Annotated in this window: 19 protein-coding genes and 1 rRNA gene; 13 read left to right on the top strand and 7 right to left on the bottom strand. The window is 42.5% G+C overall.

Features of this window, described 5'->3' with window-relative positions; all coding sequences use genetic code 11:
- Positions 1–64: 64 nt before the first annotated feature.
- The gene (locus JWG44_RS06795; RefSeq protein WP_205274201.1) at positions 65–364 is read right to left on the bottom strand and encodes an LA_0364 family Cys-rich lipoprotein; all 300 of its coding nucleotides are present in this window, start codon (positions 362–364) and stop codon (positions 65–67) included.
- Positions 365–894: 530 nt separating this feature from the next.
- On the opposite strand from JWG44_RS06795, the gene gcvT reads away from it, so the two are divergent.
- From gcvT to gcvP, 3 genes are read left to right on the top strand one after another with little or no spacing between them, the layout of a single operon-like run.
- A complete protein-coding gene (gcvT, locus tag JWG44_RS06790; RefSeq protein WP_205274200.1) occupies positions 895–2,010 on the top strand; it encodes a glycine cleavage system aminomethyltransferase GcvT in 1,116 nt (371 codons plus the stop codon).
- A gap of 15 nt (positions 2,011–2,025) precedes the next feature.
- Positions 2,026–2,418: a glycine cleavage system protein GcvH gene (gcvH, locus tag JWG44_RS06785; protein WP_205274199.1), complete on the top strand. Its 393-nt coding sequence runs from the start codon at positions 2,026–2,028 to the stop codon at positions 2,416–2,418.
- Between the two features lie 38 nt (positions 2,419–2,456).
- Positions 2,457–5,351 carry an aminomethyl-transferring glycine dehydrogenase gene (gene gcvP / locus JWG44_RS06780; RefSeq protein ID WP_205274198.1) on the top strand — a complete coding sequence of 965 codons (2,895 nt, stop codon included), beginning with the start codon at positions 2,457–2,459 and terminating at the stop codon, positions 5,349–5,351.
- 301 nt (positions 5,352–5,652) lie between these two features.
- Here gcvP and ppnP read toward each other — a convergent pair whose 3' ends face one another.
- Positions 5,653–5,967, bottom strand: coding sequence for a pyrimidine/purine nucleoside phosphorylase (gene ppnP / locus JWG44_RS06775; RefSeq protein ID WP_205274197.1), 315 nt, complete (start codon positions 5,965–5,967; stop codon positions 5,653–5,655).
- A 58-nt stretch (positions 5,968–6,025) separates the two neighbouring features.
- On the opposite strand from ppnP, the gene JWG44_RS06770 reads away from it, so the two are divergent.
- The 5 genes from JWG44_RS06770 (at position 6,026) to JWG44_RS06750 (ending at position 9,230) form a co-directional block, all read left to right on the top strand.
- Positions 6,026–6,208: a hypothetical protein gene (locus JWG44_RS06770; RefSeq protein WP_205274196.1), complete on the top strand. Its 183-nt coding sequence runs from the start codon at positions 6,026–6,028 to the stop codon at positions 6,206–6,208.
- A 94-nt stretch (positions 6,209–6,302) separates the two neighbouring features.
- Positions 6,303–7,559 carry a hypothetical protein gene (locus JWG44_RS06765; protein ID WP_205274195.1) on the top strand — a complete coding sequence of 419 codons (1,257 nt, stop codon included), beginning with the start codon at positions 6,303–6,305 and terminating at the stop codon, positions 7,557–7,559.
- 80 nt (positions 7,560–7,639) lie between these two features.
- Positions 7,640–7,756 (top strand): 5S ribosomal RNA (gene rrf, locus JWG44_RS06760).
- Positions 7,757–7,975: 219 nt separating this feature from the next.
- On the top strand, positions 7,976–8,818 hold the full coding sequence (locus JWG44_RS06755) for a lysophospholipid acyltransferase family protein (protein WP_232371522.1): 843 nt from the start codon (positions 7,976–7,978) through the stop codon (positions 8,816–8,818).
- Between the two features lie 52 nt (positions 8,819–8,870).
- Positions 8,871–9,230: a c-type cytochrome gene (locus JWG44_RS06750; protein ID WP_232371521.1), complete on the top strand. Its 360-nt coding sequence runs from the start codon at positions 8,871–8,873 to the stop codon at positions 9,228–9,230.
- A 164-nt stretch (positions 9,231–9,394) separates the two neighbouring features.
- On the opposite strand, the gene JWG44_RS06745 is transcribed toward JWG44_RS06750, so the two are convergent.
- From JWG44_RS06745 to JWG44_RS06735, 3 genes are read right to left on the bottom strand one after another with little or no spacing between them, the layout of a single operon-like run.
- Positions 9,395–10,027: a biosynthetic peptidoglycan transglycosylase gene (locus tag JWG44_RS06745; RefSeq protein ID WP_205274193.1), complete on the bottom strand. Its 633-nt coding sequence runs from the start codon at positions 10,025–10,027 to the stop codon at positions 9,395–9,397.
- Positions 10,028–10,050: 23 nt separating this feature from the next.
- Positions 10,051–10,707 (bottom strand): RibD family protein, encoded by a 657-nt coding sequence (locus JWG44_RS06740; RefSeq protein ID WP_205274192.1) that lies wholly within the window; start codon positions 10,705–10,707, stop codon positions 10,051–10,053.
- Positions 10,704–10,931: a (2Fe-2S)-binding protein gene (locus tag JWG44_RS06735; RefSeq protein ID WP_167883767.1), complete on the bottom strand. Its 228-nt coding sequence runs from the start codon at positions 10,929–10,931 to the stop codon at positions 10,704–10,706. Before JWG44_RS06735 ends, JWG44_RS06740 begins: the two co-directional genes overlap by 4 nt.
- Before the next feature lie 157 nt (positions 10,932–11,088).
- On the opposite strand from JWG44_RS06735, the gene JWG44_RS06730 reads away from it, so the two are divergent.
- Positions 11,089–12,426: an MFS transporter gene (locus tag JWG44_RS06730; protein ID WP_205274191.1), complete on the top strand. Its 1,338-nt coding sequence runs from the start codon at positions 11,089–11,091 to the stop codon at positions 12,424–12,426.
- A gap of 73 nt (positions 12,427–12,499) precedes the next feature.
- Positions 12,500–12,709, top strand: a complete 210-nt coding sequence (locus JWG44_RS06725; protein WP_100785273.1) for a hypothetical protein — start codon at positions 12,500–12,502, stop codon at positions 12,707–12,709.
- Between the two features lie 236 nt (positions 12,710–12,945).
- On the opposite strand, the gene JWG44_RS06720 is transcribed toward JWG44_RS06725, so the two are convergent.
- On the bottom strand, positions 12,946–13,740 hold the full coding sequence (locus JWG44_RS06720; protein ID WP_205274190.1) for an LIC13212 family protein: 795 nt from the start codon (positions 13,738–13,740) through the stop codon (positions 12,946–12,948).
- Between the two features lie 77 nt (positions 13,741–13,817).
- Here JWG44_RS06720 and JWG44_RS06715 point away from each other — a divergent pair, with 77 nt between their 5' ends.
- From JWG44_RS06715 to JWG44_RS06705, 3 genes are all read left to right on the top strand, one after another.
- On the top strand, positions 13,818–15,050 hold the full coding sequence (locus JWG44_RS06715) for a hypothetical protein (protein WP_205274189.1): 1,233 nt from the start codon (positions 13,818–13,820) through the stop codon (positions 15,048–15,050).
- Between the two features lie 105 nt (positions 15,051–15,155).
- A complete protein-coding gene (locus tag JWG44_RS06710; RefSeq protein ID WP_205274188.1) occupies positions 15,156–15,743 on the top strand; it encodes a cytochrome C oxidase subunit IV family protein in 588 nt (195 codons plus the stop codon).
- 191 nt (positions 15,744–15,934) lie between these two features.
- Positions 15,935–16,579 (top strand): LIC_13215 family putative lipoprotein, encoded by a 645-nt coding sequence (locus JWG44_RS06705; RefSeq protein ID WP_205274187.1) that lies wholly within the window; start codon positions 15,935–15,937, stop codon positions 16,577–16,579.
- A gap of 49 nt (positions 16,580–16,628) precedes the next feature.
- Here JWG44_RS06705 and JWG44_RS06700 read toward each other — a convergent pair whose 3' ends face one another.
- Positions 16,629–17,198 (bottom strand): gamma carbonic anhydrase family protein, encoded by a 570-nt coding sequence (locus tag JWG44_RS06700; protein WP_205274186.1) that lies wholly within the window; start codon positions 17,196–17,198, stop codon positions 16,629–16,631.
- Positions 17,199–17,200: the final 2 nt, after the last annotated feature.

The following is a 17,200-nucleotide window of genomic DNA, read 5'->3' as shown; positions in this document are numbered from 1 at the left end:
GGTTGTAAGAATCTTACCTTCCCGCGTTTTAATGAAAATTGCGGGAAGGTCGAATATTCGTTTTTTAGAATGTATGTTTTTTGTCACAATCCGCTTCACAGGAAGCTTTCGCCCCGATACAAGTGAGCGGACTAAAATAAAGATTCAAAAAAGAACTAGACGAACTGGAAGAAGTGCTCGAAGAGGAAGAAGAACTGCCGCTTTGTAAAAGACTGGAAATCAACAAAGAAGCCGCGACACAGTCCGAATCGGCGGATTTACAGTAGTTATCTTCATAACATTTTTGACGGGGAGAAATTTCAGAACACTGAAACGAGAACACAACGAACAGGATGACCGATATCATTGATAAGTATTTTTTCATACGCTCAACTTGAAATAAAATACGCAATCATTGCAATAAATTATTTAATTCCGGTAAAAGGATATTATAGTTTTTTTAAATTCCTCTAAATATAAAAAATTTACTTTTTTAGTCCCGATTCGTTTTTTTTATATTTTTCTGTCCGTTAAGGACTTGAAGGGGGATAAGATTCTTCTCGGATATAAAATACCGATTCAGACTTATCCTTGCATTCGAATGTTCTAATATACGGACCTCTATTTTCCCGATCCGATTTTCAAACGAAGAATCTCAAATATCCTTATTCTTTTTTACGCGGTTACGAATCGCTTTTTCAATCCAGAGCGAAAAAGAAACGGAAATCGATCCGAATTCTTGAACGTGGATCCTATTTTCGAAGAATCAAAGACGGTTCTGTAAATCCGGAACTCCGTAACTGGAAGTATTCTAAATTCGATTCCGATCGGAATTTCCGAAAGATTCGAACTTTTTTTCCCCAAAATCCATTTGTCCTAGTATGGAACTAGTAAAAACTGGTACCCGGAAACCTTATGTCCCAAGATAAAAAAACTCCTCTTTATGAATCCCATCGGGCACTCGGTGCAAAAATGATTCCATTCGGCGGCTGGGACATGCCCGTGCAGTATTCCGGAATTATCGCGGAACACAACGCAACGCGGGAATCAGCCGGACTTTTTGACGTCTCCCACATGGGGGAAATCTTTGTAACGGGAGAACCAAAGGCGATCCTCGATTTCTTGGAATCGGTCACTTGTAATTCCGTGGCTTCCCTTTCCGAATTTCAAGTCCAGTACAACGCCGTTCTGAATGAAAAGGGAGGCCTTGTAGACGACGTTACGATCTATAAATTCTCCCCCGAAAAATATATGATCTGTTCCAACGCTTCCAATTACGAAGCGGTTACAGCGCACTTACTTAAGTATCTTCCTGCAAAAGACGTTCAAGTCGAAGACCAAAGTCTCCGCTGGCACCAGATCGCACTTCAAGGACCAAAAGCTAACGAAATCTTTTCCAAATACTTAGGAAAAGAATTGGATTCGATCAAATATTATCATTTTGCAATTCTTCCCTTTCAAGACGAGGAGATCATCGTTTCTAGAACAGGATATACGGGAGAAGACGGTTTTGAAATCTATTCTTCCATTCCCCTCGGACTCAAACTCTGGAAAGAAATTTTAGAATTCGGAAAAGAATTCGGTCTTGTTCCCTGCGGACTCGGCGCCAGAGATACTCTTCGAATCGAAGCTAAATATCCACTTTACGGTCACGAACTCAACGACGCCTGGACTCCGATCGAATCCGGAATCGGATGGATCGTAAAAGAAAAACAAACCCCCTTCTTTTCTTCCGAAAAAATTCTTTCTCAAAAGAAGAATGGGGTTCCTTCTAAAATCGTCGCGTTTTCTCTTACGGAAGCGGGTGTTCCAAGAGAAAACTTTCGCGTATTGGATTCTCAGGGAAATGAAATCGGCAAAACAACTTCCGGAACGTTCTCCCCTTCTTTGAAAAAAGGAATCGGCCTCGCTCTGATCTCCGCTGAAAAAATCAAAGACGGCGAACCGATTCAGATTGAAATCAGGGAACAGCCGAAACAAGCTATCATTACTACAATGCCTTTTATCCAAGGCAGTATCAGAAAAAATTAATTAGGAAAACGGATCATGGCAGAAACACAAGCGCCCGCAGGATATCTCTTCTCGGAAAAACACGAATGGGTCAAAGTGGAAGGAGACGTAGCTCTCATCGGAATTTCGGACTTCGCCCAGTCCGCGTTAGGCGATATCGTCTTCGTGGATCTTCCGAAAGCCGGAAAAACGATCAAACAATTTGAAACCTTCGGAACGATCGAATCGGTGAAAGCCGCCGAAGATTTATACGCTCCCATCGGCGGAGAAGTGATCGAATCCAACCCTGCCCTTTCCAAAAGTCCGGGGGAAGTAAACTCAAAACCTTTCGATTCTTGGATGATCAAGGTAAAAGGATTTTCCCCTTCCGAACTCGAAAAACTTCTCGATCCCGAAAAATACAAAACGTTCGTAGCGGGACTCGAATAACATAAAAGTATAATATAGAGAATTCAAAGCAGGTGAACATGAACTCCACTCTCCAGAACCAATCCAAACAAAATTTTGCTAAGGTCGGAACCGATCCTCTGGATTCCTTTCCAAGAAGACATATCGGCCCGGATCCGGAACAAGTCGGAGTGATGCTAAAAGAACTCGGTCTTTCCTCTCTCGAGGAATTGATCGACAAAGCGGTTCCTGCTGGAATTCGACTAAAAAAACCTCTGGATCTTCCGAAGGCTTCCACCGAGCACAAAATTCTTCAAGACCTAAAAACGATCGCGTCTCAGAACCAAGTCTTCCGTTCTTATATCGGCGCAGGATACAATTCTTGTGTGATCCCCGGCGTGATCCAAAGAAACATTCTGGAGAATCCGGGCTGGTACACCGCTTATACTCCCTATCAGGCCGAAATTTCTCAAGGTCGTTTGGAAGCGCTTCTCAACTTTCAAACGATGATCATCGATCTGACCGGACTTGAAATTTCCAACGCTTCCCTTCTGGACGAAGGAACCTCGGCGGCGGAAGCAATGTTTCTCGCGTATTCGGTTCGTAAGAATGAAACCGCAAAAAAATTCTTCGTCTCCGAACTCTGTCATCCGCAGACGATCGACGTGGTCGTCACAAGAGCCAATCCTCTGGGAATAGAAGTGGAAGTTGGAAACCACGAAACCGTAGAACTCAACGAAGATTTTTTCGGAGTTCTCGTTCAGTATCCTGCGACCGACGGAAAGATCATCGATTACACGACATTCATCCAAAAAGCGCATAACGTAGGTTCGATCTCCACAGTCGCGGCGGATCTTCTTGCGCTCACGATTCTAAAATCGCCCGGAGAAATGGGAGCCGATATCGCGGTCGGTTCTTCTCAGAGATTCGGACTTCCACTCGGTTACGGCGGACCACACGCAGGATTTTTTGCGACCAAAGACGAATTTAAACGGAGTATGCCTGGACGTTTGATCGGAGTTTCCAAAGATTCACAAGGGAATCCGGGACTCAGACTTTCTCTTCAAACGAGAGAACAACATATCCGAAGGGATAAAGCGACGAGCAATATCTGCACGGCTCAGGTTTTACTCGCGGTTATTTCCTCGATGTATGCGATCTATCACGGACCCGAAGGTCTGAAAAACATAGCTACAAGAATCCATAGATTTACTTCGATCCTTTCCGGAGGTTTGAAATCGGCGGGTTTTACGATCTCGGAACACTCTTCTTTTGATACGATCACGATTCAGGCCGGAAACAAATCGAAGGAAATTCTCCAGAAAGCTCTTTCCAAAAAGATCAACCTAAGACAATACGCCGACGGAAGAATCGGAATCGCGTTAGACGAAACCGTGAACGTCGAGGATCTCCAGGATCTTTTCGAAATTTTCGGAATCAAAAACGCGGAGATCGAAAAGAATTTTGAAAACGCCGAGACCATTCCTTCTTCCTTAAAAAGAACTTCTTCTTATCTTACACATCCGGTTTTTAAAACGTATCACACCGAGACAAAGATGCTCCGTTATATCCGTAAATTGGAATCTCGGGATCTTTCTCTGACAACTTCGATGATTCCTCTCGGTTCTTGTACGATGAAACTCAATGCGACCACGGAAATGTTTCCCGTAACCTGGCCCGAGTTCGGGGCAATCCATCCGTTCGCGCCGGCGGATCAGGCAAAAGGTTATAAAGTCGTCTTTGAACAACTGGAAAAATGGCTCTGTGAAATCACCGGTTTCGCCGGTGTTTCCTTACAACCGAACGCTGGTTCTCAAGGAGAATACGCAGGACTTCTTGCAATCAGAAGATTTCACGAAAGCAGAAAAGAATCTCACAGAAACGTTTGTTTGATTCCGATCTCCGCTCACGGAACCAATCCTGCAAGTGCGGCTATGGCGGGTTTTAAAGTGGTCGTCGTTTCCTGCGATTCAAACGGAAATATCGACTTGGACGATCTCAAATCAAAAGCGGAAGAACACAAAAACGATCTCGCTGCTTTGATGATCACGTATCCTTCCACTCACGGAGTTTTTGAAGAATCCGTAAAAGAAATCTGCGCCATCGTTCACACAAACGGAGGACAGGTTTATATGGATGGAGCGAACATGAACGCTCAAGTCGGTTTAACAAGTCCGGGAGAAATCGGAGCGGACGTTTGCCACCTCAATCTACATAAGACTTTCTGCATACCTCACGGAGGCGGCGGTCCGGGTGTCGGTCCGATCGGAGTCGCAAAACATCTGGTTCCATTCTTACCAGGACATGTTTTAGTGGACAACACAACCGGTAACGAACACGGGGCCGTGTCCGCTGCGCCCTGGGGAAGCGCGAGCATCGTTCTGATCTCTTGGACTTACATCATTCTTATGGGATCGGAAGGCCTTACAGCGGCTACGAAGAATTCCATTCTCAACGCGAACTATATCGCCAAACGTTTGGAAAAAGCGTTTCCGGTCCTTTATAAAGGCAAGAACGGATTCGTAGCCCACGAATGTATTCTGGATGTAAGACCTTTCAAAAAAACCGCAGGGATCGAAGTGGAAGACGTTGCAAAACGATTGATCGACTACGGTTTTCACGCGCCTACGATGTCCTTTCCGGTTCCGGGAACTCTGATGATCGAACCGACCGAATCCGAATCGTTGGAAGAATTGGATCGTTTCTGTGAAGCGATGCTTCTCATTCATCAAGAAATATTAGACGTTCAGAACGGAGTTTTAGACAAGATGGACAACCCTCTAAAAAATTCTCCGCATACGGCCGCGATGGTGACATCCGATCGTTGGGATCATTTGTATCCGAGAGAAAGAGCGGGTTATCCAGCTCCTTGGACAAAAGAACACAAGTTCTGGCCTTATGTGGGAAGAGTGGATAACGTCTACGGAGATCGGAACTTGGTCTGTTCCTGTCTCCCGATCGAAAGTTATCAGTGATTTATTAAGCGAAGTCCTTCGTTTTCAACGGACATCGTTAAATGCAAAAAGCCGAGGTCGAACGATCTCGGCTTTTTATTTGTGTTTCAAGTCATCGTAAATTCTTTTGGATTCAATTCTTTCGATAAAGTGTTTTATCTAAAAACCCTCTCGATACTCACTTTTAGCTCATCCAAAATAAAACGCGAACTCCGACCATTTTCCCTGGCAACATCTAACAGTTGTTAGTATCAAAAGACAAGAAAACGATTTCGAGCTCGGAGAAAGAATCGTTTCTCAAAAAACGCCTTTTAGAAAAAAATCAAACAACGTAAGAACAGCAATAATCGCTGATCTTCTTTACGTTCAATTGAAATCTGGATTTCGCGGGGACTTCGAAGGATTGGCCACCTTTGATTTCTTTCCAGGAAGTTTCACCCGGAAGTCTTACGAGCAAATCGCCTTCCAAGATTTCCATAATTTCTTTTTCCTCGGTTCCAAAGTCGTATTCGCCGGGCATTAAAATACCGAGAGTTTTTTTACTTCCATCCGAAAATAGAACGGTTCTACTCGTGACCTTTCCTTCGTAATAGATATTCGCTTTTTTTACGACTGTAACGTTTTCAAACTGAGCCATACGGCCCTCCATCCAATGTCATTCGCTTTCTCAAATTGCGGTTCAAAAATGAAAAATCATGAACGAAGTTGAGGAAGTCTTATCTGCAAGACTTCCAAAGGAAAGTATCTCGGATACAACTTTAAGAATCGAAGGTCTTCAAAATTCGGGAAAAATGAGAATACCGATTTATGAATTTTCCTACTTGACCGAACTTGAAAAAGACAATAATTTATTGTTCTTATTTTTTGAAAGACGCTGAGAATAAAATTCGACCTTCAAGACCGAGGCAAAAAAAAACAGAATGAACAAAATACAAATCTTCTCTGAACAAAAAAAATTGATAAGAGGATCCAATGTCTACTTGGAGTTTTGAATCCGATTACGCGGTAAAAATTTCCAAAAATCCGTATCGATTCCAAGGATTTTTGGGATGTTTTCTTCTCGTGATTCTCTTATTCGTTTCTCTATTCGGATTGGGAATATTGATCTACGCCCTCCAACTGTTTACGGAAGGAGAAACTCTTTATCCAAGCCTAATCGTATATCTTACATTTTCCTTTTTGTTTCTTCTATTTTCTTCTCTAAGAGCTTATCGCAAAACAAAAGATGCGATACAAGAAGAGAAAATTCTCCCCGGAGAAGGAATTCTTTTGATCCAAGAAACGAATCGACCGAACCTAAATATCGATCTTTCAACGATCGTCTGTTACAAGGTAAAGAAGCGAGTTGTTTCCAGAAACGGATCATCTAGCTCTTCCGGCAGTTCCGGCTCTCGAACGGTTTGGGATCTATTCTTTCTAAAATCGGACGGCGCTTTTTATCTTCTCCATTCTTACTTAACAATCGAAACTCTAAAAGCGGAACTTCCGAAATTCAGAGCCTTACTTCCGTTTCCGGTTTCGGACGATACAAAGGAGAATTTAGACGTCGCAGAAAATTCGACCGTATTCCCTTCATTCGAAAAATCTAAAGTAGATTCCAAATACTTGAAGTTGTCCACGGCTGAAAAAGGAACAAAAGTAGAATTTACAAAAGAAAAAACGATCAAAGACAAACTTACGATTCTTTCGGTAATGGGAATTTTTTACGGCGTCTGGGGAGCTATTTTTCTATCGATAAAAGAATTCGAAACGATATTCCTATTCTTCTTTATCCCTTTTTCGATCTTATTTCTCGGTATATTTACGATCGCTCTGATTTTTATTATGACCAAAACCTTGGAACTTACCGTAGATTCCTCGGGTTTAAGAATTCGATATAGGACTACTCTTCCGATTCTTTCTCATTTTCTTTTTCTCGAACGTTTTTTCCCGAAACACGTTGTGCGTCATTGCAGAGCCAATCGTCTCCCCGAAAATCAAAGTGTTCTCACGATCGCCCTTAAAAAATCCGAAAACGTCCCTCAAGGAAAACTTTCCTTTTTATTCAATCTCCAGACCTTTTCGCTAAAAGATTATATTCTCCCCGGCGATAAGGAACTTTTAGGAATCTGGCAACTTTTGCCTTGGCTTCCGGATTCTCCCGGATTTGCGGATTTAATCGCAGCCGAATCCGCAATTGAAGAAAGACTTCATCTCGAAGAAGATAAAATTCTCTTTGAAAATCTCTGAAATAAAAAATAAAAAAACACTCTTACTTTCTAATTTTAGAATGACAAAGCGCTCTCTTGGAAAATACTGTCCTCAAGATTCCTGGTGACTATAGAGAGAGGGCCACACCCGTTCCCATCCCGAACACGGAAGTTAAGCCTCTCATCGCTGATGGTACTGTGTGGTTCGCTGCATGGGAGAGTAGGACGTTGCCGGGTTTTCTTATTTTAAGGCCCTCCTTTTAAAAAATTCTAAAATCGATCCTCCTCTTTCCATTTTTGCAACTTTAGAATCGAATCTAATTCCAATCAAATAATGAAAACCGGAAAGAAAGAGTTCCTATTCTTTTCTTTAAAGTAAAGATTTTTGGTTTAATAAAACTAAACCGATGTAGAATTGCGCTCTCGACTTGAGCGTATAAAAAAAGGAAGGCTAAGATGAGTCATCGAATTTTGCAAAGAAACGATCTATGCAAACCACTGAGCTACCAAGAAGGCCTTGCCATTTCTTACGAAACCGCTCCCGACAAAAAAAGATCTTTTGCGGACTTGATCTTCGGAAACTCAGACATAGCCTTTCACTACGGTTATTTTAAAGAAATATTCAGAAGTAGAACCTTGGCTCTTAAGGGCCTGTACGATAATCCGACTTGGTGCGAATCTTCCGCCAAAATTCTGGATCTAGTGGAAAACTGCGGCGGTAAAGTCAAGGTTCAAGGAATCGAAAAAATTCTTTCCGTCGACGGCCCCGTTGTCATCGCGGGAAATCACATGAGCACGTGCGAGACCTTTATTCTTCCCACGTTTGTGACCCAGTTCAAACCCGTAACGTTCGTGGTCAAAGAAAGCCTAACGACGGGAAAACTTTTTGGCCCGATCATGAGATCGAGAGATCCGATCTCCGTGGGTAGAAGTAATCCCAGAGAAGACTTGGTCGCAGTTTTGGAACAAGGAACGGCGTTGCTCAAAAAAGGAATGTCCATCATCGTTTTTCCACAGAGCACTCGAACTACGGATTTTACCCCTGCGGAATTCAATTCTATTGCGATCAAACTCGCGGCTCGTGCTGGAGTTCCCGTGATTCCGGTCGCTCTCAAGACGGATTTTTGGGAGAATGGAAGAGTAGTAAAAGATTTGGCGCGTATTTTTAGGAATCGAAAGATTTTTATAACGTTCGGAGATCCGCTTCTCCCGAATACCGATTCAAGAAGGAATCAGGAAGCCCTATTGAACTTTGTAGTTTCGCACCTGAAAAACTGGGGAACAAAAGTAAATGAATGAGAATAGGAATTCAAGTTTTCAAATGACAAGTTTCATATGGAATCGAAGTGCAATGAAATTACATTCCGTTCTTCTAATTTTCTTTTTTTGTGCTTTCTGCCAAACTTCTCCGAATTCAAAAGATCGGAGTTCCGACTTTTCGATCGACGAAAACCGAGCCGATCTCCTCTGGGAGCAAAAATGTGCCGCCTGTCACGGAGTGGACGGAACTCCGAAGGATTCCGTTCTTCCAAAACCGAAAAAACTTCGAGGATTTGGAATCAAAATGGGCTTCTTTTTTGGAGGGGATAAAATGAGAGAAGGAATTTTTAAAACGATTCGGGACGGGAAGAATCAAACCATGCCTTCTTTTAAAGATGAATTGTCGGAAGAAGAGATCCGCGCACTTGTAAAAAGAATCGAAAGATTCTGATTGGACTTAGATTTTTTTCTTAAACTCAAAATGATCGTCGGTCTTCCGACCATTCCGATGATCTAAAAAAAACTCCGAACGTTCAATTGTTCCGACAAACTGATTCAGACAAAAAAGTGATTGAATTCGGCTTTCCAATTCGATCGAAGGAAACTCCCGAAAAGTTATAGCGTTCTCGAGAGTTCAACCACCTCTTCCCTGCTGTACCAATCCGGTTTTTTTAGAATCTGAACCAGGGCTTTGAACTGATTTTTTTCGAGATCGATCGGCTTCTTTCTAAAATAGTAACGCGAAGCCTGGCTCAGACCATTCATTCCTCTACCCCAATAAACACTGTTGATATAATATTCTAAAATTTCATTCTTCCCAAGATCCTCTTCCAATGCCGAAGCGATCTGGATCTCTTTCCATTTTCGAGATAGGGATTTTTCCCGAGAAAGAAAAAGCGTTCTCGCCAGCTGCTGCGTAATCGTACTCGCTCCCCTAATCTTTCGAAAGAAAAACGCGGAAGAAAGGAGAGTGGAATGAATGTCCGAAAGAGAATATCCTCTATGCGAATAAAATCTCCTATCCTCGACTTGAACCACATACGACGTCCATTCCTCGGGAAGTTCTTTCAATCGAACCCACTCCAATTCCAGAGGAACCGATTCTTTTTGATCGGGCAGATAAACGAGACGATCTTGTTGAACCAAAATTTTTCTTTCAGGAAAGAATTGTTCATAAACCAAAACCGCTACAAAAAAAATCGGAAGGGCTCTTAAGAAAAAAGTATAGAAAAGTTCTTTTTGTTTCAAAGTTCGTTTCCGAAAGTTAGGACTTACTCGTTTTTTTCGTACATTAGAAAAACTTCATTTTCTATTATTTCCGAAGTGATGAGTTTCCATTTTTTCCGATCAAAGTCCGAATATTCTTTTTTCCCGCCGGTGATCGAGGGTAAATCGTTTTTTCCGATCAAAAACGGAACGAGGGTAACGTAAATTCTTGAGATTAAATCGAGACGAAAAAAGGAATCATTCAAGGACGGTCCCCCTTCCAGAAGAATTTCTCTATAACCCATTTCTGATAAAACCTTGAGCACTTCCAAAGGACTCAAGTCTGTTCCGGGAATCAAAATGATTTCAGCAACGGAACAAAGATTATCTCTCACAAGGGAATAATTCTCGTTCAGGCAAAAAATCAAAGGAGGTTCTTTAGAAAAACGGAATACTTTTTTATCTTCGGGAAGAGTTCCGGAGCGAAGAAGAATCACAGGTCTGGGGTCTTTTCCATTTTCGACGTATCGTAAATGAATGACAGGATCGTCGTTGAGAATCGAATTCTTTCCGAGAATCAGAACTTCCGCTTTGGAGCGGATTTCATCCATTCTCCTCTTATCGGTTCTGGAAGAAAGACCATACCATCTCCCGTCCGGACGGGAGACTTTTCCGTCCAGAGTCATCGCCATGTTAATCGTTACATTCGGGAGTGAAGTCATGCTCGAGGAACGTTGAGTTCCCGAGCCAGAAGTTTACGAACAGAGCTCATACAGGTTCCGCAACCGGTCGAAGCGCCCGTGTCGTCCATGAGTTTTTCCAACGTATCGTGTCCGTTTCGAATCGACGTTAGGATCTCTTCCTCCGAAACCTGATTACAAACGCAGACCTTTCGGGGGCGCATCAATTGGCAGAGATCGACTTGGCTGAAAAATGAGGAATCCATATCTTCTATATAATTGGACAGTTAGAAACCGGGTTTCCAATCAGATTAGAGACTCTGAAATTCTTCTGCAAGAGAAATTTTTTACGGTTTTCATTTGACATCCAGTTTCCGAAAAATAGCCTTTTTTGAAATTTCTGATTAAAAACAAAGGAAAACCATGCAAGATACAAAAAGAGCCCCTCTCCGAGAAATCCTCGGCTGGTGTATGTTCGATTTTGCGAACTCCTCTTATACGACTGTCATTATCAGTGTAACCTACGGAATCGTTTTTAGCCAATTAGTAGTTCCTGCCTCCTCCAATCAGGAGAATCCATACGAATACGGAAATCTACTCTGGTCTATCGCGCTAGCAATCTCGTATCTGCTTGTCGTATTAACCGGACCGATCTTCGGCGCGATCACCGACTATTCCGCGAGAAAGAAACAATTTCTGTTTTTTAGTTATGTCTTCTGTATCATTTCGACGGGGGCTTTGTGGTTCGTAATTGCACCGGGAGAATATGTCCTCGCATTTATTCTGATCATTCTTTCTAACTTCTTTTTCGCTTCGGGGGAAAACTTTGCTTCGAGCTTTCTTCCCTATCTCGGTCCAAAAGAAGACTTGGGAAAAATTTCGGGTTACGCATGGGGAATCGGTTACTTCGGCGGAATCGCCGCCGTCGCGTTAGTCAACACTTTAGGACCCAAGACGCTCGAAAACTTCGACAGTCTAAGAATGGTCGGACCCTATACCGCATTTTTCTTTTTATTCGCCGGAATTCCGACCTTTCTGCTTCTAAGAGAATACACCGCAGGAAAGGACAAACCCGAAGGACTCTCCTATCTCAAGATCGGAATGGAAAGAGTCGTTTCTACGATGAAAGAAATTCATAAATTCAGGGATATGGCGATCTATCTTGTTTCTCTTTTTTTCGCGATGGCAGCTCTTGGAATCGTAATCAGCTTTGCATTTATCTACGGAGCGCAGGAAATCAAAACGGAAGAAAAACACGAGATCGCGATGTTTCTTTTGATTCAACTTTTTGCCGCAGTCGGAGCGATCCTTTTCGGGTTTATCCAAGATAAAATCGGAGCTAAAAAAACCTTTAACATTACGCTTTTCTTATGGATTGCCTGTCTCTTGCTCATTTATTGGGTGAAGGATCTGACCGCCTTTTTGATCGGAATCGGAATTCCGACCACACAACAATGGGTTTTTGTGGGAACCACGGTTCTCGCAGGAGCCGGTTTAGGCGCAACACAATCTGCAAGTCGCGCGATTGTCGGGCTCTTTGCTCCCGAATCCAAATCCGGAGAATTTTTCGGCCTCTGGGGACTTTCAGGAAAAGTTGCAGCCGCATTCGGACTCGTCGCGGTCGGAGGACTTCAGATTTTATTCGATCTCAGAAATTCTTTCTTAGTGGTCGCGGTTTTCTTTGTGATTTCGCTTTTGATCAATGCTTTCGTCGACGAAGAACGCGGCATTCAAACCGCAGTGGATTATAAAGAAACCTAAGTTTTGGAGAATCACAAGAAAGACTTGCCCTTTCTTGTGATTCCTGTTATCCTCGAAACGGGTTAACCGTAAAATGGCGTTGGAATCAGAAGACGAGTTCGAATCACATCAAAGTCAAAGAAAACTGGCTTTGGCGACGATCGACGAATTGACTCAGACAAAGCTGGATCTTTTAGACGCCGGAAAAGAGATTCCAAGATTTATCAACTACGCCATCTCCTATCTCAATAAAAAATATCTCACCGAAGAAAAGGTCATCAGCGACTTTTTGATTAAGAAGTAGAATCGCCTTCTTTTGAAAGGATCACTCGCTCCGATTTTCAAGCCGGCCGATTCTTAACTCAAAACCCTACGCCGTTTTCGAAAAAAATCTTCGGAATCAAGAGGAATAAAATTGATTTTCGAACAAGGGAAGAATTTTTAATTTAGAATTCAATAACCGATCCATCTTTCTAATAAAAAGGCCGCGAAGTTCTCCGCGGCCTTTCAAACATTCTAAAATTAGAATATACTTTTTTCTTAACGGAATTCCAACATTTTAGAAACCATTCTTTTCTGGTCCAATTCCATCGTGTGAAGTTTTAGACTGACCATCTTATCCACTTTTCTCATATATCTTTTGTACTGAAGGATAATTTGTCTTTGTTTGCTATAAGGAAGCGGATTGGCGGGATCGTGCAGCTTGGAAGTAACGCTCGCGGGAACCGGTTGGATGGGATTGTCCGGCCAGAGAAAATCCGTATCATGGCTGGAAAAAAATTCCAAAAGGATTTCGCTGTTATTGTTCGGAGCTCTTTTTCCGTCGCCCAAAAAGGTCGGGCCTTTTGGAGAATTGTTAATAAGACGTCTCATCTCTCGGATAAAAACTTCACCCTTCGCGTTCGTTCTTTTGAACTGAAGAATGATCTTATCCAAGGATTGACCGTCCGTTCCGGGATAAATATAAATTCTGGATTGATAAAGATAAGTTTTCGGATAATCCGCAAACGACTGACCGAGGCCGAGTTCCAATTCCAAATATTGTTTGTTTTCCTTATCTTGGAAAAGAAACTTTGCAGCCTCTCTCGGTTCGTCTTCGATATAGCGGAGGGCTTTTTTATAAGTCTCATCCTTTAAAAGGTTATTGATTTTAAGAATATTTCCGGCGATCGAAGCGTGAAGGTTGTCCACTTCGATATCCGTAAAACCGCCTTTACGAACGGCTTCTATCTGTCTCTGTTCTTCTTTCTCTTCTAGGGTTAACACCTTGTTAGGCGCTGCGCCGATACCGGTAAGCGAAAGAATTGTCAGAATTGATAAAATACGGATGTTCATAGATTTACCCTTATTCAGATTATCGAAATTCTTATCCCCGTATCTTTATCTTACAAACAAAAAAAATGCAGAATATTATGACTCGTTATTCCAGGTTTAACGGCTTTTTCGAGGAGGAACTCAAGATCGGCGGAATTGCGCCTGAAAAATTGGATTCTAAAAACAGAACTCTGGAGAATCTCTTCTATCTTTTTCAATCCATTCGAGATCTCCAAACGGTTTCTCTTCTCAGCGAAGCGCCGGACCCGGAATGGATTCACTTTTGGGAATCGAGGGGAATTCAGCTCGGGCCGTTTCAAGTTTTAAAAAGAAATTCAAAGAAGAATTTAACGACTTCTCCTCCGAAAAACGGATTTCTCTGGGAAGAATGGGGATCGATTTCGGATCTACATTCTTCCGGTGAAATTATTTATTCTTCCGCAAAGGCGGATCTTTCGAAAAGACTGAATTCTAAAATTCTTTTGACTCGTTGGAAATCGGAAATGGATTTTCAGGATATCGACGCGCGGATTCTGAAGAGAATCTCCGATCTGCCGGCCCTCTTGGAAGAATGGTCGGAACTCCCGCCGGAAAGAATCGTTCTCAAACCGGAATTCAGCTTTTCCGGAAGACATAAGATTCTAAAATTCAATTCTTTCGGTTTGGAGAATTGGGAAGAAATCGAAACCGAGAAAGATCGTTTCCGGTTTCCTTGCGTCGCCGAGCCTTGGGTGCAAAGAACCTTTGATTTTTCTTGTCTCTATGATTGGAACGCCGGGGTTCCGACCTCAAAAGGTTCCACGATTCAAATCTGCGATGAAAAAGGAAAATACAACGGAGCCTTTCTTCCCTCCGAGAAAGAATCCGATCAAATCCAATCCCATCTTCAACCCATTGTGGAAAGCCTCTCGAAAAGTTTTGCCCCGGATTATGACGGCCCGGTTTCCTTGGACGGTTTTGAGTTTTATTCTCAAAATAAACAAAAAATAAGAAGACTAAGCGAAGGAAATTTTCGTTGGTCGATGGGAAGAATTCTCTCCGAACTTTCGCGGTCCGAAATTCTTCTCAAAACAAAATTGATCACCAATCCGAATCTAGCGATTCTTCCCCTCCCTTTAAAAAAACCGATTCCAAGATATCCGGAATGGATTTTTCATTGGGGAATTTCTCAAGGAATAGAAATTCTTCCTCTCACGCCGGACCGATTTTCAAACGGAAAAACCTATGGAACCGTCTGGATTTTTTTAGGATTTCCCAAGAACTCCGAACAATCCATGCTCGAAAGAATTCAAAAATTCTACTTAGAATGGAGGAAAAGGATTCTCCTTTGAAATGTACTTGAGGCTTTTTTAGACCTTGTCAGGATGTCCCATAGGTTGCGGTTTACCGCCCGGAAAACCATCCGCAAACTCTGCGGTCCAAATTCAGGATATAAAATGGAACTGTTTTTAAACTACGCTCTTTATGTAATCGTTAGCATCGGATTTCTGATCCCCTTTACCGGGTTCGTGGTCGGAGCCGGCGCCATTGTAAACGCAACTCTTGCGGGATTTACCGTTAACTTTCTTTCTCAGATTTTGGAAGAAAACAAACTCCAAGATTTTATCTCAAGAAACAAGGATAACAAACTCGGCAAAGCCCTTCAAGACGCGATTACAAAAGCACAAAACAAAATGAACGGCGTTCCTGCAGCAAAAGCGGAACACGCAGAAGAAGGTCACGGATCCCATCATATCATTTCCGTTAAAACCTATTCTCTCATCTTCGCCACTTTGATTTTCTTTACCTTTGTAACCGTTTGGGTTGCGGGAATCGACTTTGGAGCCATGAACGTGATCATCGCTATGGCGGTTGCCACTGTGAAAGCTTCTCTCGTTCTTGCTTACTTCATGCACTTAAAATACGACACTGTGATGAACAGAGTTATCTTTGGATCCGGTTTGTTCTTCCTCTTGCTCCTCTTTGGATTTTCGGCGGCTGATATCTTCACTCGATTCAAAGTTCTAATTTCTTTCGCTTTCTAATCAGAATTCTAAATCTTAGAATTCTGAAAAAGGCCGGTCTTTTGATCGGCCTTTTCTTTTTTAAATAAAGATCTTCGAAATTAGGGCGATCAACACTAAGGATTTTCCTTCCTGTATTTCTTCGCCGATCCATAATTTGATTGGCTTTTTTTAAAGAGAAGTTATCTTTTTCCTTTTTTAAGGGGCGTTTTATGAAATATAATCCGATTCGAAAATCTTTACTTTTGATTCTCATCGCCGTGTTCCTTTTTTCCTGTAAAAAAGAACACAGCCTTGATCCAAACTCGAAAGTCGTCCAACTTCCTTCTCTTGGGCTCGGCCTCAACTACGAAGGCTGGCATTTTAACGACAACCCCAACCTAATCAATCAGGCGCACGAAATCGCCGCGAGTACCGACAATTCGGGAGCGATTAAAAAAGCGTTGGAAGTCGCCGGAATCAATTTTTTTCTTTTTGAATATCCGCCGGGAAGTCCTGAAGCTCAAATGTTTAACACTAACGTGAATTATACGATCGAGGATCTTTCCAAACAGCCGAGAGAAATTACTCTCGATGATTATATTTCTGCGGTCACAGGTCTGTATCCGACCGTTTTTCAGAAATATGAAATGATCAATCCTCCGAAAAAATCCAAGATACAGGGATTAGATTCCGCACTTCTCGAAAGCAGATTCGAACAAATCATCGCCGGGAAAAATTATAAGGTTCACAACTATCAATTGGTATTTATCGTCGATAAGAAAGCCCACGTTTTTACGGGAACCTTTCTCGATAAGGATGCAAGAAGCAAAGGTCAAAAGGTATCTGAACTTTTGGGTAAGTTTATTAAGATTTAAATTCTTTCCAAAATTTCCGGAGGTCGATCGGCTTCCGGAAACAAAAAAATCATCCCTTAAAAGGAATTCCCATTCTCTCTAAAATCACTTTCGCCTGATTCTGAAACTCGAGTTCCTCTTCCTCGGAAAAAGGACCGAAAATCCCGTCTCTAAAACGTTTTGAAAGAGCGATGTATTCCAAACAACCCGCAACCGTATGGATCGGTTTTGCCTTTCCTTCGAAAATTTTTAATTCGCCGTCTTTCTGAATTACCATCGCACCCGGCGGAATTTTTTTTCCACCGCGGACCATACAACCCGCCATGATCATAGAACCGTCTCCGATCTCCGCCCCGTCTAACACAATGCTACCGATGCCGATAAGACAACCTTTCCCGATCGTACAGCCGTGAAGCATCGCATTATGACCGACTAACGTATAATCGCCGATCAAAATTCCTCTGCTCGAATCCGTATGCAATGTCGTGTTGTCTTGGATATTCACGCCTTCTCCGAGAACGATATGATTCATATCGGCTCTCGCAACGGCGCCCGGCCAAAGAGAAGCAAAAGCTCCCATCTCGACCAAACCGATCGCAGTCGCCTGCGGATGAATGAATGCGGTCTCGTGGATTTTCATCT

The sequence above is a fragment of the Leptospira ainazelensis genome (assembly GCF_016918785.1).
GTDB classification, from domain to species: domain Bacteria; phylum Spirochaetota; class Leptospiria; order Leptospirales; family Leptospiraceae; genus Leptospira; species Leptospira ainazelensis.
This window is presented reverse-complemented; position numbering and strand designations above follow the sequence as displayed.